23 protein-coding genes and 1 pseudogene are annotated in these 26,828 nt (G+C 36.0%); 6 read left to right on the forward strand and 18 right to left on the reverse strand.

What is annotated here, in order from left to right:
• Nucleotides 1-80 precede the first annotated feature (80 nt).
• The 10 genes and pseudogenes from carB to AC4BBR_RS08680 all read right to left on the reverse strand — a co-directional run bounded on the left by carB (nucleotide 81) and on the right by AC4BBR_RS08680 (nucleotide 11,512).
• On the reverse strand, nucleotides 81-3,260 hold the full coding sequence (gene carB / locus AC4BBR_RS08635) for a carbamoyl-phosphate synthase large subunit (RefSeq protein ID WP_490459176.1): 3,180 nt from the start codon (nucleotides 3,258-3,260) through the stop codon (nucleotides 81-83).
• A complete protein-coding gene (locus AC4BBR_RS08640; RefSeq protein WP_490459177.1) occupies nucleotides 3,260-4,339 on the reverse strand; it encodes a carbamoyl phosphate synthase small subunit in 1,080 nt (359 codons plus the stop codon). The genes carB and AC4BBR_RS08640 overlap by 1 nt, the downstream gene beginning before the upstream one ends.
• 2 nt (nucleotides 4,340-4,341) lie before the next feature.
• A complete protein-coding gene (gene pyrC / locus AC4BBR_RS08645; RefSeq protein ID WP_490459178.1) occupies nucleotides 4,342-5,625 on the reverse strand; it encodes a dihydroorotase in 1,284 nt (427 codons plus the stop codon).
• Nucleotides 5,626-5,634: 9 nt separating this feature from the next.
• A complete protein-coding gene (locus AC4BBR_RS08650; protein ID WP_490459179.1) occupies nucleotides 5,635-6,561 on the reverse strand; it encodes an aspartate carbamoyltransferase catalytic subunit in 927 nt (308 codons plus the stop codon).
• 224 nt (nucleotides 6,562-6,785) lie between these two features.
• A complete protein-coding gene (locus tag AC4BBR_RS08655) occupies nucleotides 6,786-8,072 on the reverse strand; it encodes a solute carrier family 23 protein (protein ID WP_490459180.1) in 1,287 nt (428 codons plus the stop codon).
• Nucleotides 8,073-8,105: 33 nt separating this feature from the next.
• Nucleotides 8,106-8,666 (reverse strand): annotated as a pseudogene (gene pyrR, locus AC4BBR_RS08660) (bifunctional pyr operon transcriptional regulator/uracil phosphoribosyltransferase PyrR); the annotation flags it as partial.
• Between the two features lie 386 nt (nucleotides 8,667-9,052).
• Nucleotides 9,053-9,958 (reverse strand): RluA family pseudouridine synthase, encoded by a 906-nt coding sequence (locus AC4BBR_RS08665; protein ID WP_490459181.1) that lies wholly within the window; start codon nucleotides 9,956-9,958, stop codon nucleotides 9,053-9,055.
• Entirely contained in the window at nucleotides 9,945-10,421 is a 477-nt protein-coding gene (gene lspA / locus AC4BBR_RS08670; protein ID WP_490459182.1) for a signal peptidase II, read from the reverse strand. The genes AC4BBR_RS08665 and lspA overlap by 14 nt, the downstream gene beginning before the upstream one ends.
• Nucleotides 10,422-10,427: 6 nt before the next feature.
• On the reverse strand, nucleotides 10,428-11,129 hold the full coding sequence (locus AC4BBR_RS08675) for a CBS domain-containing protein (protein ID WP_490459183.1): 702 nt from the start codon (nucleotides 11,127-11,129) through the stop codon (nucleotides 10,428-10,430).
• Nucleotides 11,129-11,512 carry a hypothetical protein gene (locus AC4BBR_RS08680; protein ID WP_490459184.1) on the reverse strand — a complete coding sequence of 128 codons (384 nt, stop codon included), beginning with the start codon at nucleotides 11,510-11,512 and terminating at the stop codon, nucleotides 11,129-11,131. Before AC4BBR_RS08680 ends, AC4BBR_RS08675 begins: the two co-directional genes overlap by 1 nt.
• 527 nt (nucleotides 11,513-12,039) lie before the next feature.
• Here AC4BBR_RS08680 and AC4BBR_RS08685 point away from each other — a divergent pair.
• Entirely contained in the window at nucleotides 12,040-12,240 is a 201-nt protein-coding gene (locus tag AC4BBR_RS08685; RefSeq protein WP_490459185.1) for a cold-shock protein, read from the forward strand.
• A 37-nt stretch (nucleotides 12,241-12,277) separates the two neighbouring features.
• Here the strand turns inward: AC4BBR_RS08685 and AC4BBR_RS08690 are convergent, their stop codons facing one another.
• Entirely contained in the window at nucleotides 12,278-12,721 is a 444-nt protein-coding gene (locus AC4BBR_RS08690; RefSeq protein WP_490459186.1) for an EbsA family protein, read from the reverse strand.
• Between the two features lie 83 nt (nucleotides 12,722-12,804).
• Between AC4BBR_RS08690 and AC4BBR_RS08695 the strand changes: the two genes are divergently transcribed.
• Nucleotides 12,805-13,206 (forward strand): ribonuclease HI family protein, encoded by a 402-nt coding sequence (locus AC4BBR_RS08695; protein ID WP_490459187.1) that lies wholly within the window; start codon nucleotides 12,805-12,807, stop codon nucleotides 13,204-13,206.
• Here the strand turns inward: AC4BBR_RS08695 and ybaK are convergent, their stop codons facing one another.
• The 5 genes from ybaK to AC4BBR_RS08720 all read right to left on the reverse strand — a co-directional run bounded on the left by ybaK (nucleotide 13,207) and on the right by AC4BBR_RS08720 (nucleotide 18,734).
• Nucleotides 13,207-13,689: a Cys-tRNA(Pro) deacylase gene (gene ybaK, locus AC4BBR_RS08700; RefSeq protein ID WP_490459188.1), complete on the reverse strand. Its 483-nt coding sequence runs from the start codon at nucleotides 13,687-13,689 to the stop codon at nucleotides 13,207-13,209.
• An 89-nt stretch (nucleotides 13,690-13,778) separates the two neighbouring features.
• On the reverse strand, nucleotides 13,779-14,534 hold the full coding sequence (gene aroD / locus AC4BBR_RS08705) for a type I 3-dehydroquinate dehydratase (protein WP_490459189.1): 756 nt from the start codon (nucleotides 14,532-14,534) through the stop codon (nucleotides 13,779-13,781).
• 14 nt (nucleotides 14,535-14,548) lie between these two features.
• Nucleotides 14,549-15,751, reverse strand: coding sequence for an MFS transporter (locus tag AC4BBR_RS08710; RefSeq protein WP_490459190.1), 1,203 nt, complete (start codon nucleotides 15,749-15,751; stop codon nucleotides 14,549-14,551).
• A gap of 30 nt (nucleotides 15,752-15,781) precedes the next feature.
• Nucleotides 15,782-16,660, reverse strand: coding sequence for a shikimate dehydrogenase (locus AC4BBR_RS08715; protein ID WP_490459191.1), 879 nt, complete (start codon nucleotides 16,658-16,660; stop codon nucleotides 15,782-15,784).
• 16 nt (nucleotides 16,661-16,676) lie between these two features.
• Entirely contained in the window at nucleotides 16,677-18,734 is a 2,058-nt protein-coding gene (locus tag AC4BBR_RS08720; RefSeq protein ID WP_490459192.1) for an oxidoreductase, read from the reverse strand.
• Between the two features lie 454 nt (nucleotides 18,735-19,188).
• On the opposite strand from AC4BBR_RS08720, the gene AC4BBR_RS08725 reads away from it, so the two are divergent.
• On the forward strand, nucleotides 19,189-20,085 hold the full coding sequence (locus AC4BBR_RS08725; RefSeq protein WP_490459193.1) for a LysR family transcriptional regulator: 897 nt from the start codon (nucleotides 19,189-19,191) through the stop codon (nucleotides 20,083-20,085).
• A gap of 58 nt (nucleotides 20,086-20,143) precedes the next feature.
• Here AC4BBR_RS08725 and AC4BBR_RS08730 read toward each other — a convergent pair whose 3' ends face one another.
• Together AC4BBR_RS08730 and AC4BBR_RS08735 are read right to left on the reverse strand one after the other, a co-directional pair.
• On the reverse strand, nucleotides 20,144-21,622 hold the full coding sequence (locus tag AC4BBR_RS08730) for a glucosyltransferase domain-containing protein (protein ID WP_490459194.1): 1,479 nt from the start codon (nucleotides 21,620-21,622) through the stop codon (nucleotides 20,144-20,146).
• A gap of 49 nt (nucleotides 21,623-21,671) precedes the next feature.
• Nucleotides 21,672-22,844, reverse strand: coding sequence for a class I SAM-dependent rRNA methyltransferase (locus tag AC4BBR_RS08735; RefSeq protein WP_490459195.1), 1,173 nt, complete (start codon nucleotides 22,842-22,844; stop codon nucleotides 21,672-21,674).
• A gap of 307 nt (nucleotides 22,845-23,151) precedes the next feature.
• Here AC4BBR_RS08735 and AC4BBR_RS08740 point away from each other — a divergent pair, with 307 nt between their 5' ends.
• The 3 genes from AC4BBR_RS08740 (at nucleotide 23,152) to AC4BBR_RS08750 (ending at nucleotide 26,634) form a co-directional block, all read left to right on the forward strand.
• Nucleotides 23,152-25,260, forward strand: a complete 2,109-nt coding sequence (locus AC4BBR_RS08740) for an LTA synthase family protein (RefSeq protein WP_490462093.1) — start codon at nucleotides 23,152-23,154, stop codon at nucleotides 25,258-25,260.
• 107 nt (nucleotides 25,261-25,367) lie between these two features.
• Nucleotides 25,368-26,078 carry a hypothetical protein gene (locus tag AC4BBR_RS08745; protein ID WP_490459196.1) on the forward strand — a complete coding sequence of 237 codons (711 nt, stop codon included), beginning with the start codon at nucleotides 25,368-25,370 and terminating at the stop codon, nucleotides 26,076-26,078.
• A 4-nt stretch (nucleotides 26,079-26,082) separates the two neighbouring features.
• On the forward strand, nucleotides 26,083-26,634 hold the full coding sequence (locus tag AC4BBR_RS08750; RefSeq protein ID WP_490459197.1) for a P-loop NTPase family protein: 552 nt from the start codon (nucleotides 26,083-26,085) through the stop codon (nucleotides 26,632-26,634).
• Nucleotides 26,635-26,828: the final 194 nt, after the last annotated feature.

Raw genomic sequence — 26,828 nt, forward strand, 5'->3', positions numbered from 1 at the left:
CTTTACAACATGACGTTGAGAAAAAAGTGCCTATTCCATATTTTTGAGGAATCTGCTTTTTTCTCAATGTTCATCTAACTTTAAATCGATTTGGTTGAAAATGCTCGTGATTCTAAAACTTTTAAAATAGCTTCTGCTGTGTCTAATGAAGTGAACAGTGGTACGCCGTGTTCCACAGCTTCACGGCGAATCAAAAATCCATCTTGATTTAGATCAGAACGGTTTTTATCCATAGTATTCACAACAACTTGCGCTTGACCGCTACGAATCAAATCAAGAACGGTCTCGCCACCTTGATTTATTTTAAGAACCGTTTTAACAACTAAGTCATTTTCTTTCAGGAATGTCGCCGTTCCTTGTGTCGCAATCAGGCTGTAGCCAATATCATTGAAACGTTTTGCTAAGGCTAAAGCTTCTTCTTTTGTCTCATCCGCTATAGTAAATAGTACCGTACCAAAGCTAGGTAAATGCAGGCCGGAAGCCTCAAATGCTTTATATAAGGCTTTTTCTAAACTGTAATCAGAACCCATTACTTCACCAGTTGACTTCATTTCAGGACCTAAGTATGTGTCTACTTTTTGGAGTTTAGTAAATGAGAAAACTGGCGCCTTGATGTGTACTTGTTGGCTCTCAGGATAAAGTCCATCTTGGTAGCCTAAATCCGTTAGCTTTTCACCAAGAATTGCTTTTGTCGCCACCTGAGCCATTGGAATTCCTGTGATTTTACTTAAAAACGGCACTGTTCGACTAGCTCGAGGATTGACTTCTATCACGTAAACTTTCTCTTCGTGGATCACGAATTGGATATTCATCATACCGACACAGTTAAGCCCAATCGCTAGTTTTCGTGTATAATCAGTGATTGTTTGCTGAATCTCTTTTGATAGAGTTTGTGGTGGATAAACGGCCATTGAATCTCCAGAATGGACTCCAGCACGCTCAATGTGTTCCATGATCCCTGGAATTAGAACTGACTGACCATCACAAATTGCATCAACTTCGCACTCTTTGCCTAGTAGATAACGATCGACCAATACCGGATGTTCTGGTGAAGCTTTTACTGCATTACACATATAATCTTCCAGATCCTTTTGATTCTCTACGATTTCCATTGCTCGCCCGCCAAGTACATAACTCGGACGAACTAAGACGGGATAACCTATTTTATTAGCCACAGCAACCGCTTCTTCTGCGCTCGTTGCAGTATCTCCAGGTGGTTGGGGAATGTCTAGTTCTTGTAATGCCTGTTCAAATAAGTCGCGATTTTCTGCTCTGTCTAAATCTTCAATTGATGTACCTAGAATCTTAACCCCTTGTTTTACTAAAGGTTCCGCCAGATTGATCGCTGTTTGACCGCCGAACTGAACGATAACACCTGTCGGTTTTTCTAATTCAATCACATTCATAACATCTTCTAATGTTAGCGGTTCAAAATAAAGTTTATCTGAAATCGAGAAATCTGTTGAGACAGTTTCAGGATTACTATTCATAATGATTGCTTCAAATCCTGCTTCTTGAATCGCTTTTACAGAGTGAACCGTTGCATAATCAAACTCCACCCCTTGACCGATTCTGATGGGTCCTGAACCCAGAACTAGTACGGATGGTTTCTCGGAGCGAATACTCTCATTTTCAAATTCATAAGTGCTGTAAAAATAAGGGGTTTGAGATTCGAATTCAGCAGCACAAGTATCGACCATTTTGTAGACGGGTAGAATGTTTTGTTCATGACGATAGTCTGTGATAACTTGCTCGTTCAATTGCCAAAGTTCAGCAATTTTTCTATCGGTAAACCCATTTTGTTTAGCTTCTTTTAGAATCTCAACATCTTTGATATTTTCTTTTAATGCCGTTTCTATCTCAAAAATGTGAAGTAGCTTGTCTAGGAAGAATAAATCGATTTTAGTTAGCATAGCTAAATCTTCAATTGTAAATCCTCGTCTAATGGCTTCTGAAAGATAAAACAGTCGATCATCTTGGGCTTTTACGATTTTTTCAGTCAGTATTTCATCGCTAACTTCTTGAATTTCTTTCAGTTCGTTGTGGTAAGCCCCAATCTCAAGAGATCGAACCGCTTTTAGTAATGACTCTTCGATGTTGCGTCCAATTGCCATGACTTCTCCTGTTGCTTTCATCTGAGTTCCTAAACGACGTTCACCTTTTTCAAATTTATCAAATGGCCAACGAGGGATTTTGGCAACAACATAATCCAATGCTGGCTCAAACTCTGCATAGGTTGTTTCTGTAACAGGATTTTTCATTTCATCTAATGTTAAACCGACTGCTATTTTTGCAGCTAATTTTGCGATAGGATACCCTGTTGCTTTACTAGCTAAAGCTGACGAACGAGATACTCGCGGATTGACTTCTATGACATAATAATTAAAACTATGTGGATCTAATGCTAACTGAACATTGCAGCCGCCTTCTATTTTTAACGCTCGGATGATTTTTAAAGAAGCGTCACGAAGCATTTGATATTCATGATCGGATAATGTTTGACTAGGAGCGAATACTATTGAATCCCCCGTGTGGATTCCAACTGGGTCAAAATTTTCCATGTTGCAGACAACAATCGCATTATCAGCAGAATCACGCATAACTTCATACTCGATTTCTTTAAAACCAGCGATACTTTTTTCGATTAAGCATTGAGTAGCGGGAGATAGTTTTAAACCATTTTCAGCGATGATTCGCAATTCTTCTTCATTGTCACACATTCCCCCACCTGTACCGCCTAAGGTAAATGCAGGACGTACAATAATCGGATAGCCAATTGTATTGGCAAATTCTACCGCTTGTTCTACCGTATTGACGATTTCACTTTCAGGAATCGGCTGATCTAAGTCTTCCATTAATTGTTTGAATAAATCACGATCTTCCGCTTGGTCGATTGCATCTAATTTTGTGCCCAATAATTCAACATTCAACTCATCTAAAATACCTGATGCTGCTAATTCCATCGCCATATTTAATCCAGTTTGACCACCTAATGTCGGCAGCAATGCATCAGGACGTTCTTTTCGTAAAATTCGAGAAACAAATTCTAAAGTGATTGGTTCAATATACACTTGATCCGCAATTTCTTTGTCCGTCATGATCGTTGCTGGATTTGAATTGACCAAAACGACTTCGTATCCTTCTTCTTTTAAAGCAAGACATGCCTGTGTACCAGCATAGTCAAATTCTGCAGCTTGGCCAATAATGATTGGTCCAGAACCGATAACCATGATTTTTTTGATGTCTGTTCTTTTTGGCATTAGTCCTGCTCCTTCCATGCATCCATTAATTCCATAAACTCGTCGAACAAATGAAGTCCATCATGTGGACCTGGTGCTGCATCTGGATGATATTGCACTGTAAATGCTGGGTGTTGACGATGCCTAACCCCTTCAATAGAGCCATCATTTACTTCCACATGGGTAACAAATAACCTTTCAGGATCTATGGTTGTTTCATCCACTGCATATCCATGATTTTGTGAAGTAAAATCGATTCTTCCTGTCGCGATTTCTCTGACAGGGTGGTTTAATCCTCGATGACCAAATTTCATTTTGTAAGTGTCTGCCCCATTCGCTAAAGCAAATAATTGATGACCTAGACAGATGCCAAAAATTGGCACCTTCCCTTGAATTGCTTGAATCATTTCGATTGCTTCTGGTACATCTTTAGGATCTCCTGGTCCATTTGTCAGCATAACACCATCTGGTGACAGTTCTAAAATCATTTCAGCCTTCGTGTTATAGGGTAAAACGGTTAAGTTGCAATGACGTTTTGATAATTCACGTAAAATACTATGCTTTAAGCCGAAATCTACTACTACTACATTACGACCAACGCCTGGACTTGGATATGGTTTTGTTGTAGAAACTTGAGCCACTTGATTTTTAGGTAAAACAGTTGCTTTTAGCTGGTCGAATTCATGAGTTAAATCATCATCTGCATCAACAAAAGCTGCTTTCATTGTTCCAACTGAGCGCAATTTTCTTGTTAGCGCACGCGTATCAATCCCTGAAATTCCAGGAATGCCTTTTCTTTTCAAGAATTCATCCAATGTCATTTGAGCACGCCAGTTTGAAGCAAGTCTGGCATGTTCTTTGACGACCACACCTTTACAAGTTGGGGAGATTGATTCATAATCATCGCGATTGACACCATAATTTCCAACCATTGGATAGGTAAATGTAATAATTTGACCATTGAAACTTTGATCAGTGATTGTTTCTTGATAGCCTGTCATGCTCGTTGTAAATACGATTTCTCCAACAACATTAACATCTGCACCAAACCCTTTTCCCTCAAAAACGGTTCCGTCTTCTAGTATCAACAGTCGCTTCAAATTTATGCATCTCCCTTAGACCAAGCTGATTGTCCATCAACAAAGGTCATTAATGTATTCCCTTTTACTTTCCAGCCGACAAATGGTGTATTGACACCTAATGATTCAAAATCCTTATCCTCAATTTCCTCTTCAGACAACAAATCGAAAACGGCAATATCCGCAGGACTTCCAATTGTTAGTGTGCCGGCATCTAAACCAAAAATTTCTGCTGGTTTGGTCGCCATCCAATTAATTACTTGTTCCAAGGTGAATTTTCCGTTTACAACAAAATTAGTATAGATTAGTTGAAAAGCTGTTTCACTCCCTACAATTCCAAATGGTGCTTTTAGGAATGTTTGATTTTTTTCTTCTAATCCATGAGGTGCGTGATCTGTTGCGATACAATCGATTGTACCATCCAATAACCCTTCAATCAGCGCATCACGATCAGAGGTAGCTCTAAGAGGTGGATTCATTTTCCAAAAACCATTATCTTCTGGGATATCTTCATCGATCAAAATCAAGTGATGAGGTGCAACTTCTGCTGTAACATGAATCCCAGCTCGTTTCGCGTCACGTATCACACGAACACTTTCTTTTGTTGAAACGTGACAGACGTGATAATGAACGCCTGTTTCACCTGCTAAAACTACGTCTCTAGCAATCTGGGATGCTTCTGTAGAACTTAATATCCCTGGTAATCCCAATTTCTTTGAGATCTCACCTTCATGCATCACTCCCCCAAAAAGGAGTGACTCATCTTCTGTATGTGCTACGATCGCCATGTCGTTTGCTGCTGCTTCTTTCATTGCAAGATACATTGTCCCTGCAGTTTGAACGCCGACTCCATCATTGGTAAACGCAAAAGCGCCAACTTCTTTTAAGGCTTTTTGATCAGTTAATATTTCACTACGTAATTCTTCCGTGATTGGCGCATATTGCAACACTTTTACCACAGCGTTTTCTTCAATAATGTCATAAACTTCTTTTAATTTTTCTGCAGTATCTGGTACAGGATTCAAGTTTGGCATAGCGCAAACCGTTGTATATCCGCCTCTTGCAGCGGATTTACTCCCCGTTTCGATTGTTTCTTTGTAAGTAAAACCTGGTTCTCTTAGATGAACATGCACGTCAACCAATCCTGGTGTAATCAGCTGTCCTTTAGCATCGTAAACTTTTTCAAATGTACTTTCTTCAAAAGATTCTCCAATTGCTTTGATCTTGCCATTTTCGATCCATATTTCTGCTGGTATCAATTGATTCTCTTTTTTTATGATTTTGCCATTTTTGATAAGTGTTTTCATGTTGTTCACCTATGCCTTTCCATGTAGTACTGCTTCTAAAATTGCCATTCTCATATAAACGCCGTTGCTCATCTGCTGGATGATTCTAGATTGTATTCCTTCTACTAGAGAATCCGCCAGTTCAACATCGCGATTGACTGGCGCTGGATGCATAATGACCGCATGTTTTTGTAATTGTTTCGCTCGTTCGACAGTTAAACCATATTGTTGATGGTACTCTTCTTTTGAAAACAGTTCTGATCCATCATGACGTTCATGTTGCACTCTAAGCAGCATCATTACATCTACTGTTTCGACCACTTCATCTAAAGGCATGTAATGTCCATAAGCTTCAAATTGCTTGTCATACCACTCTTCTGGTCCTGAAAAAAAGATCGTGGCGCCAAGCCGTTTTAACATTTGCATGTTTGATTTTGCAACTCTAGAATGGGTGATATCTCCAACGATTGCAATTTTTAATCCTTCAAAGTGCTTAAATTCTTCGTATATTGTCATCAAATCTAGTAAACACTGGGTAGGATGTTGCCCACTGCCGTCCCCACCATTAATGATGGCACATTGAATTGTTTTACTTTGGATCAGTTCATCGTAATAGTTTTCTTCTCCATGACGAATGACCGCCACATCCACTCCGATTGCTGACATCGTCAGCACTGTATCATAGAGCGTCTCACCTTTTTTTACCGAGCTCATACTCTCTTCAAACTCGATTACTTCAATCCCTAATTTTTTCTCCGCAACATCAAAGCTCTTATGCGTTCGTGTACTATTTTCAAAAAACAAGTTTGTCGCAAAGTATTGTTTTTTTTCGGGTTGCCAGGTCGCACCTTGTTTAAACTCTTGCGCACGATGAATCAAGCCCATGACTTCTTGATCACTTAATGCTTCCACAGTTAAAAGATGTTTTAAACTGATACGTTCAGATGTGATGATCATTCGTTTTCCTCCTTGTTTTAAAAGCTGAAAGAGCTCGTTCAGCCTTGACAGGAAAATAGGAAAAAATAACTGAGGTGCTTTTTACCTCATTTATTTTTTATCTTTTTCCCGAAACCTTCAATCCTTAGCGCTTTAGCGCTTAGGAATTGATGAGATCGAAGCAAGGCGTAGTGTTAGCTCTTGAAGCTAGATATCAATGATAACAACGTTCCACACTTTTTTACCTAGTTAGACTTTTCTTCACTCCGAGCTGTTTCAGGTAAAATTAGGTTTAAAATAATTCCTAAGACTGTTGCCAATGCCATTGATGATAATTCAAAGGTATCTACTTTAAAGACTAAACCACCAATGCCGATAACTAAGATCACAGAAGCAATCAGTAAATTCTTTTTCTTATCAAAATTGATTTGATTATCAATTAAAATTTTCAATCCACTCGCTGCAATTACTCCGAATAAGACGAAGCTGATACCAGAAATTACTGGACCAGGGATGCTTAAAATGACTGCACTTAATTTACCTACAAAACCAAGTCCGACCGCGAAGACCGCAGCACCCGCAATAACGAAGACACTGTGCACTCTTGTGATTGCCAAAACTCCGATGTTTTCACCATAACTTGTGACAGGAGGACCACCCACTAGACCTGCTACGATTTGCGCAGCACCATCTCCCATCAATGTTTTTGATAAACCTGGGTCTTGAAAGAAGTTTCGTTTTGTTAATTTATTTAAAACCATCAAGTGCCCGATATGCTCGGTCATTGTTACAAATGCAATTGGTGCCATCGTTGTGATGGCATTTAAGTGTAGTTTTGGTTGGTATTGCACAAAAGGTATTTCAAAGTTCGGCATAGCAAACCATGCTGCATCTTTAATTGGTTCAATGTCTACGATACCGAATAATAATGCAACGAGATAACCGCTGACGATTCCCAGTAAAATTGGAATCAAACCTAGAAATCCTTTGAAAAACATGTTATAAAAGATTGTTAATCCAAGTGTAATCAAAGCAACTGCGATGAATTTGAAATCATATTCACCATCATTGAACATTGCGTTATTGGCTGCATTAGAAGCAAGCCCTAATCCGATAACCATAACAACAGGTCCTACTACGATCGGTGGTAAAATTTTATCCAACCAAGCTGAGCCTATTTTACTAATGATGATAGAAACGATTAGATAAACCAAGCCTGTTGTTATTGCTCCTTGAGCAATTGCTGGATAGCCATCACTTTTCATTAGCATCTGCATAGCCGCGATAAAGGCAAAACTACTTCCTAAATACGCTGGAATTTTTCCTTTCGTTACGAACAAATAAACGATCGTTCCAAGTCCCGAACTGACTAAGGCAATTCCTGGATCGATTCCTACTAAAATCGGAACTAAGACTGTGGCACCAAACATTGTGAATAAATGCTGTAAACTTAGACCAATCCAATGTGCTGCCTTTGGTCTATCGTGAATATCTAATACTGCTTCTTCGTTGCGAAATTCTTTTTCTGTCATTTCATCCTACCCTATCTTTGCTATTGTATTTGTCTACTCTTCTGTGCTTGCAATTAAAATCCGATCTGCGCCATCTTTTTCTTCTACTTCAACAATGATTTCTTCTGCCATTGAAGTCGGAATATTTTTGCCTACGTAATCTGCTCGAATCGGAAGTTCTCTGTGTCCTCTATCCACCAGGACTGCTAATGAAATCTTTCTAGGTCGACCAAGATCCATGACTGCATCCATTGCTGCTCGGATCGTTCGGCCAGTAAAGAGTACATCATCAATTAGAATCACTTCTTTTCCCTCTAATGAAACAGGGATATCAGACGAGTGAAGTTCTGGTTCTTCTAATGATCGTTTCTTCATTGATTGTCCGTCCATATCATCACGGTATAAGGTAATATCCAACTCACCTACTGGAACTTCAATATGTTCTAATTGTTTTAAGCGTTCTGCAATTCTTTGCGCAATGTAGATTCCGCGGGTTTTGATTCCTACCAATACGGTATCTTGAATTCCTTTGTTTCTTTCAATAATTTCATAAGTGATTCTTGTCAGTGCTCGTTTCATCGTTACTGCATCGACAACTTCTTTTTTTTGCATTTTTTTCTCCTCCTGAAAATTTGAATTTTATTGCTGACTTATGAACAAATTGTTTCCGTGTAAAAGCGTTACACTTGCTTTTTTTCATGAGTGTCAGTTCTTTCTGATATTAAGTAGTGGAGGATTAAGGTAGCTTCGTTCTCTTCGTTCGCCAAGTACTGTTCATCATCTGTTCTGCAATTTACAGCAAACAAAAATCCTCCCACCCGTGTTCGGATAGGAGGATTGAATTGATCTATACAAAGATACCATTCAGTTCACACAGATTTTTTCTAAGCGCACCTAGATATTGTTCTGCATGTTTCCTTCTTAGCCTCACGGGACTACTCTTAAAGGATGACTTATTTAATTTTCTTTCTAAAACAGTGTACCTTTTCTTTTAAAATAAATCAATCATTATTTCTTAATTGGTCTAAAGTTTTTTCAAAAAGATCTGGTAAAGGGGCTTCAAAGACCATCATTTGATCGGTTGTTGGATGTTTAAATCCTAGTATTTCGGCGTGTAAAAATTGTCCTTGACCTTTTAACGTCTTTCTTGGTCCGTATAATGGATCACCAGCAACTGGATAACCGATATATTTCATATGGACACGGATTTGATGGGTACGCCCTGTTTCCAACTGAAGTTGAACTAACGTAAAACCTTCAAAGCGTTCCAAAACTTCAAAATGTGTCACTGCAGGTTTTCCGCCTTCTATCACAGCTTGCATTTTTCGATCATTTTTTGAACGACCGATCGGGGCATTGATTTCACCTTTATCATGTGATATTTCACCGTGGACTAAAGCAACATACTTTCTAAGTGAGGTTTTATCTTTTAATTGTTCGGCTAAAGCAATATGCGCTTTATCATTTTTAGCAACCATTAACAAGCCAGAAGTATCTTTATCAATACGGTGAACGATCCCTGGGCGAATGATGCCGTTGATTGAGGATAAGTCTTTTATATGATATAACAATGCATTTACTAATGTTCCGTGTTGATGTCCAGCAGATGGGTGGACAACCATTCCCTGAGGTTTATTGACGACTAATACATCGTCATCTTCGTAAACGATTTCGATTGAGATATCTTCCGCCAAAACATCAAGTTCTTCAGGTTCTGGCACATTAATACTGATTTCGTCATTTTCTTTTACTTTGTAATTTGAGCGGGTAATTTCACCATTGACCGTTATATTTTGGTCTTTTAACCACTGTTGAATTTGTGAACGGGAATGATTTTTTAATCTCTCACTTAAAACTTTATCGATCCGTCCTTTTTCTTGCTTTATTTTTACATTAATTTGGTCCATTTTTTCCATCCTTCGCTGCTTTTTCGTCTAAAATCAAATAAATAAAAATACATATTACGCCAATAACGAGCGCTGAGTCAGCAACATTGAATATAGGAAAGCTAATAAATTCTGTTTGGAACATATCAACAACAAATCCTAAACGAATGCGATCGATAAAATTTCCGACTGCTCCCGCTAAGACTAAACTCAAACCGACTGTAAACCATTTGCTTCCATTAATATTTTTAACTAAAATATACAAAACCACGGCTACTACAATCACCGTAACGATGTAAAAAAACCACATTTTCCCTTCTAAAAGGCTCCAAGCGGCCCCTGTATTACGAAGGTAAGTAAAGGATAACACTCCTGGAATAAATTCTTTGGTTTCACCCAATGAAATATTGGTCACCGTTAAATATTTGACCCACTGATCCAAACCAATCAGAACGGCACTGATAATAAGATAAATTGCTAACAACGGCTTTCATTCCTTCTCTAAATTATTATATAAATCTCTTGGACGGATAATACCAAGTAAACTGCCATTTGGATTACCATCTTTTGTAATTAAGATCGCTTCTAATCTAACGTGTGTTACAAACAGCTTTTCAACTTGATACACAGTTGTCTCTTTGCTAACAAATTGATAATTACTTCCTTTATAATTACGCACTAAAAGTTCAGAGGCGTTTCTTCCGTCTAGTTGAATGTCTCCGTTAGTACTTTCGACCGCTAGCCAAATGCCCAAACCTCGCACAGTGATTAACCCTTTGAAGATTCCATCATCATAGATTGGAAATTGTGAATATCGCTTACGAGCTACAATCGATAGAATTTCTTTAATTGAAATATTCACATCAAACCCTGTGACCTTTTTTGAAAAACGAGGCAGAACTTTTTCCGGACTGATCAACGCTTTTTCAATTTCTAACAAACGATTGACTGCCCACTCATTGGGTTCAGCTATCACAAAATCGGTGGAAATCTGTTCGTGGACAATTGCATTTCTTAGTTGAGCCATTTGTAATAAATCATCTTGAAAAAGTGGGATTTGGCTGTCTTTTTTCCTAGATAGTCTGCGAACCATTTCGCTGAATCCCATATTTGTCGGATTATTTAATTGTTCACGAAACCACTTTTCAATACGATTAAAACTACTTAGAAATTCTTCCGCTCTTTCGCCCATCACGTTTTCTCCTTGATGACATATGCTTTATTTAACATTGAAAATACAAAAATGAAATAGAGAACAGATAACACTAAAATACCTATTATGTTCAAATGTAATACTGGTATCAACAACATTCCAATGAAAAGTATAACATAAATGGACATCAGTGTTGGGTTCATTGTTATCTCTAAATCAACCGTTTGCCTCTGATCACACACCGTAAAAGGGGAACTTTTCAAAAAGAAAAACTTAGCCTGTATTATACATTGTGTTTCATCTATTTCGACTTGTTTCGTTTCATTTTGAGTTAAGTAAAACCATTTTTCATTATTTTTTCTGATCTCGATTGGACTGGCCATTCCATAAAATCCGGTATTTCTAGTACAACGAATCTTCATGCTGATTCCTCCTCGAGCTTTAGTTTAAAGTATATAACAAAAACCTTCTGACTGGAAGAAAGAAGTTGGTTTTATGAGAATTAAATCGCGACACTTCCTGCAAGGACATAAACAAACGACTATATTGACAACACTATAGCTTCAAATAACAACCGTTCAAGAAAAAACTGTCAAACAGAGATATTATTTCATTTTCTGATAAACAAAAAATCACTTAAAAATCGAGTTTCGTTATATATTTTCTAAATAAATTTTGACATTCCCGAGTTAAAGCAATCGTTTCTGTCACTTTATTGATTAAGTAATAAGTCAATATTTAGAGAACTTTTGATAGCTACTTTCATCCAGCAAACTCTTTCCCGAACCATATTCAACAATTCATTCTTTTTCGTCAAGTTGTGCCTTATGACAACATTTAATCGCGACCTTTCTCATTATAAAAATGACTTTTTTGCAAAAGATTGACGGAGTCCTGTTTTCACTTTATAATGATGCTAGACTTTAGAAAATAAAGGAGCGTGATTTGAATGGAAAAAGGGTTCGTCAAATGGTTCGATAATAGAAAAGGTTACGGCTTTATTGGCTACAATGAAGATGAGGAAATCTTTGTTCATTTCACAGCAATAGAAGAAGAAGGCTTTAAGTCCTTAGAAGAAAATCAAGCCGTTGAATTTGAAGTAATGGAAGGTACACGTGGTTTGCAAGCCGCTCATGTGAAGAAAATATAAAAAAAACAGCATTCCGCTTATCAGAATGCTGTTTTTTTTAATAATGTTTACTAATAGTCAATTCAGGATCATCAATAATTTTTGTTGCGAAAGCTGCTTGTTGCTTAAGTGACTCTATAAATGCTAGTTTAGTTTTTTTAGTCATAATAAACATTTGTGTACTATCTTTAAATTCAGACGATTTCACTTCAATACATTTAGGACCAACTCGAATCATATCTATTGCAGATAAGGCTATTCTTTTGCGTCTCACTGGTAATAATGCATGAACGATCAAATACTCACTATCAATCATAAAATAACGATTAAACCCCAGTAATGCAAAGAAAAAGAAAATAACTAATACAATATTACTAATCAAATAAGGACGAGTGTGCTCCAATGTCAAAATCAAACTTAAAAATAAAATACCAAATGTACAGGACCAATAAATTATCGCTGTTGATAATTCTGGTTGCCAATGATAGACTCTTTTCTTCATGTAGCGACCCCTTAATAAAAATTCAATATGTTATAATAGTAACATACTTCAACTTTTAACGAAAAGAAAATAAGGAGATTTTTATGTTACGAATATATGTCGATGCTGCAACAAAAGGAAATCCTGGCCCAAGTGGCGGTGGTATAGTCATTGTAGGAAACACCCTTCACGAACAAATTCATTTACCACTTGGAGAGTGTTCTAACCACGAAGCAGAGTTTAAAGTTTTTATCAAAGCATTGCAATTGATCCTTGAAAAAAAACTAAATGACCAAACGATTTTGATTCATTCTGACAGTAAAATAGTCGTTCAAACAATTGAAAAACAGCATACTAAAAATCCTATATTTCACCCCTACTTGCTTACCTTTCAGCAACTAGAAAACAGTTTTCCTTTATTGCTTGTTAAATGGTTGCCAGAAAGCCAAAACAAAGGTGCTGATACCTTAGCTAGACAAGCGTTGCAGAAGTTTAATAAGCTATAATTACAATGTCAAATCTACTACTTTGCCATTTGTTACTTGTAGAAGCGACACTGAAGCCAATTCTATCTGCTTTCCTCTTTTTCCAGCTGATACAATAATCGTATCGAATCTAGTTGCTTCTTTTGCTATGTAAGTTGGGAAAAGTTTCTTCATTCCAATCGGTGAACAACCACCCCTAATGTATCCTGTCGTTTCTTCCAAGTCTTTCAAATGAAGCATTTCTACTTTTTTATTTCCACTTGCACTAGCTAATTTTTTTAAGTCTAGTTCATTGTTACCTGGAATAACCGCAACAATCGGTCCTGTTTTATTCCCTACAGTTACTAACGTCTTGAATATTTTTCCATCTTCTATCCCTAATTTTTCAGCAGCACTATCCGCACTTAAATGATCTTCGCTCCATTCAAATTCACTATAGATAATTTTATGCTGCTCAACAATTCGAATCGCATTTGTTTTTTGTCTCTTTTTTTTCTTAGCCATTTCGCTTCACCTCATGATTAAGTTTAGCAAAGAAATCGACGGATGCAAGAAAAATAGACGAAGCCGAGACAGAAGACTTCGTCTATTTTTTAAAAAGCTAATATTTTAAGGATTTCACGTAATTCCCCAACAGGTACTTGACCTGGTGCGGAAGCTTTTTTAGCTGCACCAAATGTCATTGCAGAACCAAAAATCTCTCCGCTCATCCGGCTTACCATGCCTAATTGTCCCATTGACATGGTAACAAGTGGTCGATTCGCGTGCGTTGTTTTCATTTCATTTGTTGCTTCTAAAAGAGTTAATACATCTTCAGATGACTGTGGCATCACAGCAATTTTACAAATATCTGCATTTTTTTCCTGCATGCTACATAATCTTGAAATGATTTCTTCTTTACTAGGCGTTTTATCAAAATCATGATTGCACATTACGATTTTAATTGCTTTTTCATGCGCTGATTCGATCGTTTCTTGAACAAGTTTTTCATCCATAAATAACTCAACATCTAATAAATCGATTGTACCTTTTTTAATGACTGTTTTGTATAAGTCGAAATATTGTTCATCTGAAAACGCAATTTCGCCACCTTCTTGTTTAGTACGGAATGTAAATAGAACTGGTTTATCAGATAAAACCTCTGAGATCTTATTTGACATTTCAGCTACAGCTTTAAAATCTGTGACTTGATCAAAAAAATCAACACGCCATTCAACTAAATCACAATCAATTGTTAGTAAATGTTTAGCTTCTTCTATTAATTCAACTTCATTTTTACCTACTAGAGGAACAATAATTTTAGGACTCCCACTTCCGAGAATCACATTTTTAACTGTAACTGTATTCATTCTTTGTATCCTCCTTATTTAGATGTATCAATTGTTTGACGATATCGAATAAAAATAATAACTGCCAATACAAAACCAATTCCTGCAATAACTGTATCTAATAGCATGATACCATGTGGATTACTATTAGCGATTTTACCAGAAACGACTGGGATAGCAAAGGAAGCAATACTTCCAAAGGTGTAAAAGATTCCTGTAATGGTTCCTTTACCAGCTGGAAACATTTCGCCCATTACGGTTAAGCCTAACTGCATAACCCCACCAGCAGCAAAGAATCCTACTAATACTGCTCCAATGGTTAGCACTACAGGTGTTGGGAATAACCACATTGTAGCAATCGCCAAGAATGAAGCTAGTGTATAGGGTAATACTAAATTAACTGGACGAATTTTGGCAGCAACAACAGCTGTTACTCCTACACAAACCAATGAACCTGTAGAATAATATGAAACAAGTAGTTTCGCAGCATTTTCTGACATAGAAGCAACTTCTTGACCATAGACAGCGATGTATTGACTAATTAAATAGAATGTTGCTTGAGAAATAAATCCATAGATCACAAAAGCAACACCTTCAATATGCATTTTAGGCTTACTTTTGAATTTTGTAACAGGGGCTTCTTCAATTTCGATCCCTTCTTTTTCAGCTACTTTATTATCTGAATCTGGGAATGGCAATTTTAATAAAAATAGAGCATTGACACATAATAAAACTAAACAGACAACAAATGACCAACCAAACCACAAACCACTACTACCTAAAAAAGCAATTATAAACGGTAACGCGAACTGACCAATCTGTACAGCAGCTTTAATTAATACACTAGCTGTGCCAGCTGTTTTAGGAAAAGATTCCATCAAAGCAGGGTACGTGCCAGAATCTAGACAAGAATTGGCAATTCCTGCAATCACTCCAAATGCCATCGCAACTGGTACACTTGGACTGAATAGAATTCCTACAAAGAATAATGCATAAATCGCCATTCCTAGATAAACAAATGGTTTACGACCAAATTGATCTGATAACCAGCCCGAAATCAAAATCGCAACCAATCGCCCGATTCCAAGCATTGCAACCACTCCTGACACACCCTCAATATTTGTGTGCCATTGTGCTGCCAGTGCATCCTTGTTTTGCATGATGATTAAAACGCCCATCCCATGAACAATATAATTGATATACAGCCCTAATGCTGTCGGTACATACTTATTTTTCATTCGTTTCTCTCCTGTAAGTAAAATTCTTTTTTAGTCTTTAAATAATAGCTCTTTAATATACTCAACGGGCATATCTTCCCCAGTGAAATGTTTGAATGCTTCTGCCCCTTGATAAAGCATCATGCCAAGACCATTGATGGTTTTCTTTGCGCCATGTTCTCGAGCAAATTTTAGTAATTTTGTTTCTTTCGGAATATAAACAACATCGAAAACAACTAAATCTGGACGAATAATTGCTGGATCATTAATTAGACTCTCTTCTTCTAGAGGTTTCATGCCCACTCCAGTTGCATCAATGTAGATACTACTTTCACTAATTGACTGTTTAAACGCTTTTTGATCTGACAAGTCAGTCAGTGTTGCTTTACACTCTGTATTCTCGTTGATTTTTTTCACTGTTTCTTCTGCATTGTTGTAATGTTGATCGTTGATGTTAAAGATTCGTAATTCCTTAGCACCATCTAGAGCAGCTTGAATCGCAATTGCAGTTCCAGCACCACCAGCACCTGTCATTGTGATGATTTGATTTTTGACTTCTACGCCCTCTTCTTTCAATGCACGCATTGCGCCAGTGCCATCCGTCACGTGTCCTACTAAATGACCTTTTCCGTCCTTATTCGTTACAGTATTCACTGCGCCAACTAATTTTGCAGCAGGTGAAAGCTCATCTAAATAAGGAATGATTGCTTGTTTGTTCGGCATCGAGACATTCGATCCACGAATCCCTAACGCTCGGATCCCTTGAACCGCATCTTTCAGTTCTTCATTTCCGACTTCAAAAGCCATGTATGCGTAATCTAAACCTAATTTAGCAAAAGCTTCATTATGCATAGTTGGTGATAAACTGTGGCGAATCGGTGTTGCAATCAAACTGATTAATAATGTGTGTCCGTCAATTCTTTCTGTCATATTAAGTTCCCTCGCTTTATATAGTTTTTGTTGCTTGTAAACTTTTCGTTTGTTCAAATATCATTTTTTTCGTTCGAGTATTTTCTAGAACCTCGATCGTTTTCAGAATGTCGCGAGCTTCTCTCGTTCCTTCCATAATTCGTCTAGCTACTTTACTATCTCCCATATTCAAAAGCACTGCACCATTACTTCTAGCGTACTGATCTAATTCACGAATCAGTGGTGCTTCTGCACGCATTCCAAGGCATACGAACCCTAAATCAAATGGTAACTCAATTGTTCCCCCTTCTTTTTCAACTAAGAAACTACTTTCTCTAACTTCCGTCAATTTTGTTTCTACATGAACTTCTACACCAAATTCCCCAACGATTTCCATCATCGAAAGCTTTGTAATCAAATCAAGATCTTTCCCGATTTCCCCTTGCATTTCCACGATACTGACTTTTTTCGCACCACGTTCAGCGTAATATTCCACAACGTCTAAACCAACAGCGCCTCCGCCAATTACGACAACTTCTTTTCCTTCAAATTCTTGAAATTTTTTCATATCATCTAAAATATCAAAAATAGAATAAATTTTTCTGTTTGGATTCTCTAATTGTTCTTTTAAGCCATTGATTGGTGGTAACAAAGGTTTTGCTCCTGTAGCGTTAACAATAATATCTGGCGCAATCGCTTCAACATCAGCTAATGATGCTGCATGGTTTAAATGAATAGCTAAATTATCTAATTCTTTACAGCGATTGATTTCGTACGTAATAAAGTCATCGATTCTTTTCTTATCTGGGAAACGAGCAATTTCATGTCCTAATCCACCTAGATACTCTTTTTGTTCAAAAAGTTCAACGTTCACACCAACTTCTGCAGCAGTTGCAGCCGCTTCAAGTCCTGTCGTCCCTCCACCGATCACAACCATTTTAGTTGGATGTAAAACAGGTTTCATTTTATAGTCATCTTCATAGTGAAGATCAGGATTGACAGTACAACGCATCGGACGTGCTTTAGCGATTCTATGATCCGCACAACCAATATTGCAAGAAATACATTTTCGAAGCAAATCTTCTTGACCATTCGCAACTTTATTAACCCAATTCGGCTCAGCAATTAACCCTCGACCCATCGCTAATAGATCAGCATCTCCTGCTTCTAAAATTTCTGTTGCCCGTTTAGGACTTCTGATATTACCGGACGTAACAGTTATTTTATCAGGAAACCGTTCTTTGACTGCTTTTGACATGTACGCACGCCAGCCATCTTCTAAATTCATTTTGTCAATTTGATACTGCAAACTATCATTCAATGCTGCGGACACATTTAAAATATCTACTTCATCCGCAAAATAGCTTAAAATCTCAATCGTATCTTCTAATGTGTTACCGCCTTCTAATAGTTCATCAGCACTAAATCGTAAAGAAATCGGGAAAAATGGTCCTACAGCTTTTCTGACAGCTTCAACAACTAATTTTGTAAAACGAGCTCGATTCTCTGGACTTCCTCCAAATTTATCTGTTCGTTTATTATACAAAGGAGACAAAAATTGACTTAATAGATATGAATGTCCTGCGTGAATTTCTACACAATCAAATCCAGCACGTTGTGCTCTTAGCGCACCATCTGCATAACGATCGACAATTCCATAAATTTCCTCTTCAGTCAAAGGACGCGGAATTTGATTTCCCTTCTTAGAAGGAATGTTTGATGCTGAAACTGGTTGCTCCCCCTCTAAACGTAACCCATAAGCAGAAGCTCCGGCATGATTGATTTGGACTGACGTACAGGCGCCATATGCATGCATTTTTTCGTTAAAATGCCACAATCCTGAAATATATTGATCATTGTCCATCCTTAATTGGCGGGCACCATTTGTTCCCATAGGATAATCAATACACACATTTTCTAAGGTGATCAAACCAGTTCCGCCTTTAGCACGTTGTTCATAATATGAAACATGTTGCATACTGAACGTTCCGTCCATATTGGCGAAATTCGTTCCCATTGGTGGCATGACAACACGATTTTTTAATGTCATTCGTTTTACCGTTAACGGTTCAAAAATTGCTTGATAATTATTCATGATAACCTCCTAAATTTAAAAGCAGAACAAATCAGTTAATTCTGTAGAAAATTAGGGAATTGGTATTGAAACGTGCTTTGTTTCATAGACAATTTATCTATTTTTCTAAGGATTGATTTGTGCAACTAGATATGACTAAAAGCGAAGCAAGCTCGTTCAGCTCTAACAGAAAAACAGAAAATTATAACTGAGGTACTGTTAGCCTTATTCATATTTATCCATTTTCAAAAAAACGAGTCTACTTACAAAAGCATTTCGATTGTTACTCTTTTCACAATACCCGTGAATTTATTCTAATTCATTCGACTAATAAATTCCAATGAATGTTTTTTATGTTTTCGATAAATATAATTCATATATATAACTTGAATCATTTTTTCTTTAGTTGATGCATATTTTTATAATTATTGATAAACTGTGGATAGGAATCAATTATGAATAAGGGGTATTACATATGAATTTACGACAACTAGAATTTTTTAGAATGCTTGCTGATACACAACATATGACCCACGCGGCAAAATTATTAAATACAACACAACCAAATTTGAGCCATTCTATGTCTGAATTAGAAAAAGAGCTAGATGCTCAACTATTTGAAAAAAAAGGGCGAAATATCCAACTAACCAAATATGGAAAATTTTTCTATACGTATGTTTCAACTGCTTTAGAAGAATTGGCTAAAGGGGAGCGTGCTTTAAAAGAATTAGTTAGTCCAGAGAAAGGATTGATTGATTTTGGCTTTATTTATACTGCGGGCTCTTTCTTAGCCCCTATGTTAATGAAAAAATTTTCTACTTATCCAGGCAATGAACAAATTCGTTTTAATTTATTTCAGGGCAATTCTTCAGATATGACCGAATTACTCTTAAACGAGGACGTTGATATCGCTATCACTTCTAAACTAAAAAAAGATGAACAACTTAATTACGAGATTTTGACAGAACAAGAAATCGTATTAGTAGTTCCTGCAAAACATCCTTTAGCAGCTTATGATAGCATTTCATTGAAAGAAACGAGCAATTTCCCTTTTGTTTATTTTAATGAACGAAGTGGTCTGCGGCCGTATATTGATAAAATGCTATCGACTGCTTCTGTTAAGCCAAACATTGTATGTGAAGTAGAAGAAGATCATACAATGCTGGGGTTCGTTGCCTATGATTACGGGATTGCTTTAATGCCAAAGATCCCTTCGATTTCAGCTTATGAAGTTAAAGCGATTGCTCTTGAAGATAATTTTATTCCTCGTTATATTTATCTAGCAACAAAAAAAGATCATTTTCTTTCACCAGCTGCATTACGTTTTAAAGATTTTATTGTGCCCTTTGCACAAAACATGTTTTATCAGTAAAAAATAGAGGAGAAAACCATCTATTCGATGACTTTTCCCTCTATTTTATTATATATTTCTATTTCATTATTATATACAATTTTTTATCTTTTTCATATATATCATAATAATAATTTGTGGATTTCAACTCACTATGCCCTTTATCGAAACTGGCAAAATCAAACGGTTGGATCATGATTTCCATGCCAGTATATGTTTTAAATAATACTTGGTTAGGGAAGAAAATGGCAGAATTTGGCGGTACCATTTCTTGTAGAATAAGATAATTCTGCTTTGTATTATTGAAAACAGGCGAATCTTTAAAAAGCATTGTCGCATAAACTTCTTTTGTTTCAATGGTAACAAAGTCTTTTAATGTCATTGCTAGCATTTCACTTTGACGTTCAAAGGCTTCTTTTTGGTGGTAAAGAGATGAAGCATAAATAAACGGAAATGAAAGCAAATAATAGCAAAACAGACTGATCGCTCCCTTGACTGCAATATTTATGACTGGCAGAGACACTTTGTTTTCAACGAGTAAAATGAATGTTATCGAGGTGAAAACACCAAATCCATATGCATATCTGGGTGCATTGAGTGCTAATTTCTCTGGAAAAATCAAAAAAACACCGTAACTTAAGATAGAACCTAAGACCAAATATATCACTACATATAAAAGGCTTTTAAAAGGAGAGATTTTGGCATTGGTAACACTAAACACAATAAATAATAGCATTAAAAAAACAAAAAGAACGACCCATACTTTAGCGCTTTGCTCAGCAATTCTGCTTAAATACATTTGACTATTGATAATTATTGTCTTAGGCATGTCCTTTATTTCTGCAATCGCAACATTGCTACCGCGAGTCGCTAACTCTGGATTGAGCTTAGTTTCTAGAAAGTACAGTACCATCGCGGAAATATATGAGGCGACTGCTAATAGAACCTTTTTTAACAAAACGAGCATTTTCTCGCCAGATAAAAGTGTTTTTAAAGACAGCACCAATACCATAATGATATAGATTCCAGAAGAAGCTTGATAGGTATTGCACATCATAAAAATACTTACTATTGAGACTGCAATAAATGTACTTCGTTTCCTTCCCCACCAAAGAAATGGCAGTACAGAAAACAGAATACTCATTGCCATGTAAGGACTGTCAAATCTAAAACTGATGCTTTGCAAAAACCAGGGATTTAACCCTATTAGTGTGGATAAAACTAAAGGCAAGAAGCGTATTATTTTATTATTCAGCGTATAAACGACAATAATACTTGATATTGCTAAAATAAGACCTGTTAGAATATGTGGAACAAGTCCTAAATCGGTCAGATGACGGCTTCCTTGTACCATCCACGAAGCGAACTCACTGCCCCATCTTGAATAAGTGCGACCGAAATCAGTATTTCCAACCGTTTGACGAACGGTATCATCCATATATGGAAAATTGACCAGCCCTATCGCTAATATTGCTATTTGATAGATAATAACTGTCATTAGTATAAGTGCTTTATTTCTCTTAGTCCAATCTCTTAGCGAGTGTAATTGAATCTGCATAACATTAAGCCTTCCATTCTTAACTTTATAGTAGCGTGCATATAACGCATCATTTTTGTATTTCAATAAAGAATACTTTTAAGTAGTTGCCCTCTTCAAAGTGTTTATTGGTTTTAAAATCACTAGGCAATTGATAGGTTTCTTTAATTTGATAGCGCACTCGTTTTTCTTCTAAGGCTTGAACGATCATTTTTTTATACTTATCTAGCGAAATATTTGCTGCATTGGTTGAAGCGATCAACAAACCTTCTTTTTTTAAGATATCAACAGAATCCTTCACTAAGTCACCGTAGTTTTTAGCAACTGAAAAAACTTTTTTCTTATTTCGAGCAAAACTTGGTGGATCCAGAATGATTACATCATAACTTAATTGCTTACGAACAGCATATTTAAAGTAATCAAAAACATCCATCACAACAATTTTTTGATCCTCTATAGCCAAATGATTCACTTCAAATTGCTCTTTCGTCTTTGGTAAACTACGTTTGGCCAAATCAACGCTTGTTGTTGCACTCGAACCCCCCATCGCACTGGCAACTGAAAATGCACCTGTATAGCTAAACATGTTCAAGACATTTTTGCCGACTGCCACTCCTTCGATTAAACGACCTCTTACTTCCTTTTGATCTAGAAAGATCCCTGTCATCAGTCCGTCGTTTAAATAAGTAGCATACGTTATACCATTTTCATACACTAAAAGTGGCTCTGGAGCATCTGAACCAAACAATTTTTGTGACTCTGGCAATGAACTATCAGAAAAACGAATTTTTTCATAGGCACCTTTGATTTCAGGAATACTTTTCCTAAAAGCTCGGACGATTTCTTCTTTTTTTTGATATAATGTTTCGTTATACCAAGAAAAAACGGCAAAATCACCATAGCGATCAATAACCATGCCACCCAGTCCATCACCTTCTCCGTTAAATAGACGATAAGCGGTTGTGGATTCTTCCTGTTCATATACGGTTCTATAGTTTTTAGCACTTAAGAATAAGTTTTCTAAAAAAAATGAATCTACACTTCCTTGCCAGTTTACTAACCAACCAATCCCTTTATTTTGTTCGCCAAGATAACCAGTCGCAATAAATTCACCTTTACTATCAACGAAATTGACCCATTCAGCCGAAAATATTTTAGGCATATCAAGTAAATCTTCTTTTTGAATAAGCGGATATCTTCCTTTAAACTTTTTTTCTGATTTTTTTGCTACTACTATATTCATTTTTGTTTACACCCTTTACTCCAATTCAATTTTTTATTAACTAACTACTCGGTCATGTTTCTTCTTGTCATTGGCTAGTATATCAAAAAAAGACTCTATTGTCGTCAGCTATTATTTATAAGTAAATCCTCTGATATCTTAAGAAAAGTAAAATTTTGTTAACTTTCCTCTCTGGACTCCTAATTTAAATTGACATAGAATTACAGAGAGAGTAAAATTAGAAGAGTATATAAAAAGCTCTTGCAAATGTTTCATTTGTTTTCTTTTTGATCTGAATTATAGAAAGGATACGTTTACTTTGAATATTATAAAAAAAATAAATATGCCTAAATTTTTAGACACCCGCCTAGGACTTTTTGGGGTTGTTGCCGTATTGCTATGGATGAAAAACATTTTTGCTTATACTGTTGATTTTCATTTAAGAATTGAGAATGCTTTTGAATATTTTATTCTCTTTATTAACCCAATTGCTTCAACTTTCTTCTTATTGGCAATTGCATTATATGTAAGAAGAAAAAAAGCTTCTTACATTACCATGATGGTCATTTATTTCTTAATGTCTTTATTGTTATTCTCGAATGTTGTTTATTACAGAGAATTTACTGACTTTATCACGGTCAATACTATGCTCGCTACTGGTAAAGTTGCCAGTGGGCTTGGTGAAAGTGCTCTACGATTATTTAGACCTTATGATGTGTTTTATTGGCTTGACTTTATTATTGTCGGTATCTTATTGCTTACAAAAAAAATCAAGATGGATGAACGTCCAGTTAGAGCACGTGTTGCTGTCTCAATCAGCATGCTGTCTGCTTTATTTTTTGTAGCAAACTTAACCTTAGCTGAAACAGCTCGTCCACAATTATTAGGACGCCAATTTTCTCGTGATTATATCATTAAATTTTTAGGATTAAATGCCTTCACAGTTTATGATGGTATTACAACATATCAAACAAACCAAGTTCGAGCAGAAGCTAGTGAGAATGATATGGATGCTGTTTCAGATTATGTTAAAGATCATTATGCAGCGCCAAATCCTGATACGTTTGGTATGGCTAAAGGGAAAAATGTTATCTATATTCACTTAGAAAGTTTCCAACAATTTTTAATTGATTACAAATTGAAAGATGAACAAGGTACAGAACATGTTGTTACGCCTTTTATTAATAACTTATATCACAGTAACAGTACCTATAGCTTTGATAACTTCTTCCATCAAGTCGGCCAAGGAAAAACAAGTGATGCTGAAACGATGTTTGAAAATTCATTATTTGGTTTAGATCAAGGTTCACTTTTCACGCACATTGGTGGTAAAAATACCTTCCAAGCCGCTCCTGCTATTTTGGAGCAAGAAGAAGGATATACTAGTGCTGTTTTTCACGGCAACGCTGGTAATTTCTGGAATCGTAATGAAACGTATAAACATTTAGGCTATAATTACTTCTTTGATGCTAATTATTATGATGTCAATGAAGATAATTCATTCCAATATGGACTGCATGACAAACCGTTTTTCCAGCAGTCTACCCAATATTTGGAACATTTACAACAACCATTTTATTCTAAATTTATTGCTGTTTCTAATCACTATCCATATTCTCAATTTACAAATGATGAAGCTGGGTTCCCGATTGCTAAAACATCTGATGAAACAATCAATGGTTATTTCGCTACTGCTAATTACCTTGATAAATCAGTCGAAGAATTCTTTAACTATTTAAAAGCTTCTGGATTGTATGAAAACTCTGTGATCGTCCTTTATGGCGACCACTACGGAATTTCAACTTCTAGAAATCAAAACTTAGCGGAGTTAGTTGGAAAAACCAAATCAACGTGGAATGACTTTGATAACTCTACGATGCAGAGAGTACCTTATATGATCCATATTCCTGGCCAAACAAATGGCGGGATCAATCATACTTATGGTGGTCAAATTGATGCCTTGCCTACCTTACTACATCTAATGGGCGTAGATACGAAAGGCTATATTCAAATGGGACAGGATTTGTTCTCTAAAGAAAACTCGCAACTTGTTGCATTTAGAAACGGAAATTATGTTTCACCTAAATATACTATGCTTGGCTCTAGTATCTATGAAACTGCCACAGGTCGTTTGATAGAAGAACCAACTGAACAAGAAAAACAAGAAGCTCAAGCGTTGAAAGACAAAGTCAATTTGCAGCTTGAAACATCCGATCAAACTACAAATGGGGATCTTTTACGCTTCTATACAAACAGCGGATTAACCCCAGTAAATCCTGATAACTATAATTACAAAGACCAATTAAAACAATTGGAGAAAATCGAAGATGAGAAAGGGAAAAAATCAACGAGTGTTTATAGTAAAAATAATAACATCTCAACTGTTGATAAATATCACACTGAATCTTACCAAGATTATCTTAAATCTGGAAAATAGCATACAATGACCATGAAAGCTTGAGTAAATTACTCAAGCTTTTTTATATCTTATTCATAATTAATTCATATTCATCTTTTATACTTAAGTTAGTGAGGTGAACCTATTTGAAAAATATTCGTTACGCTTTCGCTAGCGTTTCCTACCATAAAAAACTTTCTTTTAGCATTGGTGTCTGCTCTGTTTTTTTTCTATTTTTATTAACAAGCATTTTAAATCTTCAAGATATAGAAGAATCTTTTTATAATCAAGTGAGCGATGTAGTCAACAATCAAGACTATCAGATGAATTATCAAAGAATCATGCAATTATACTCATCTCTGTATCTAATTATCTTATTTATTTGGATGATTACAATGACAACATTAGTGTTTATCTCACTAAAAATGAAAAAGCAAGACATGATGAAATGGCGTATTATGGGCTTTTCAAATCGTTTCATCATCAAGCAATCTATAATAGAAAGTATTATTCCATTATTAATAGGCTTAATTACCAGTGCTGTGTTTCTTATGGTATGTCAGCATACATACGAATACTTGTTAATATACTTCAGGCCATTGCTCGCAAAGGGTATGGGTATCAAACGAGTTGCTTTCTTCTCTTCACAAGTACTTGTTGAGAGCACACCTACTCAAGTAATCAACACATCTGGAGATACATATTTTTTATCAACGAGTATAAGTAGTTTGCCTACTATTACAATTTTCAATGCTTTTTTTAAAAATTGTCTCTTGTTATTATCAATTACAACTGGAATTACATTATTTTCAACTTATTTTCTTTCAATAAAATCGCAAAAAGCATATAGGATGTGAGTAAATGAATTTTCCTTTAGTAAAAAATTGGACGGATGAAAACTTTAAAGAATTATTCCAACAACAACATATGACAGTTGTTTTAGAAGACCAAAGTAGTATTCAGGCGGATTTCTACTTTCTTATTGACAAAACATTTGATATGAAACAATCCATGGCCGTTGGTTTTATTTTATCTGAGAATACCTTCTTGCCTTACCTTTCTATAAGAGATAATTTATTTGTTGGTTCCTCCATTAAAGAAAAAGACAAAAAGAAACTGTTAAATAATTTATTTAATTATATTGGGCTTACTACTAGTGTTTTAAATAAATCTGAAAACCAATTAACCACATTTGAACAAATTAAACTTCAGTTAGTGCAACTACTGCTCATAGAAAAAGACATCATCATTATTGATGATATTTTCCAAGAACTTTCTGTTGGTCAAAGACAAGAATTGTTACCCTTACTGCAAAAAATTGCAAAAGAGAAACAAAAAGCGATTCTCGTTTTGACCAATGATATTCAAATTGCTGAAAGTCCTTATATGGATAAAATCATTAAAACGGCATAAAAAATATAGCAAGGCAATAATCAGATTTTTTCTAATTATCGTCTCGCTACATTTTTTTCGTCAGATGTCTTTTATCTTCATTTGAGAAGTGTGTTATTAAAACTTATCTAAATTTTCACTTTGTTTTTTTAAATGTCTTTTTTACTTTTTTCCCGAATTGTCCTTTGACAGAATTTCCCATACTTTCGGAAACA

Source organism: Enterococcus sp. AMC1251, from assembly GCF_058216535.1.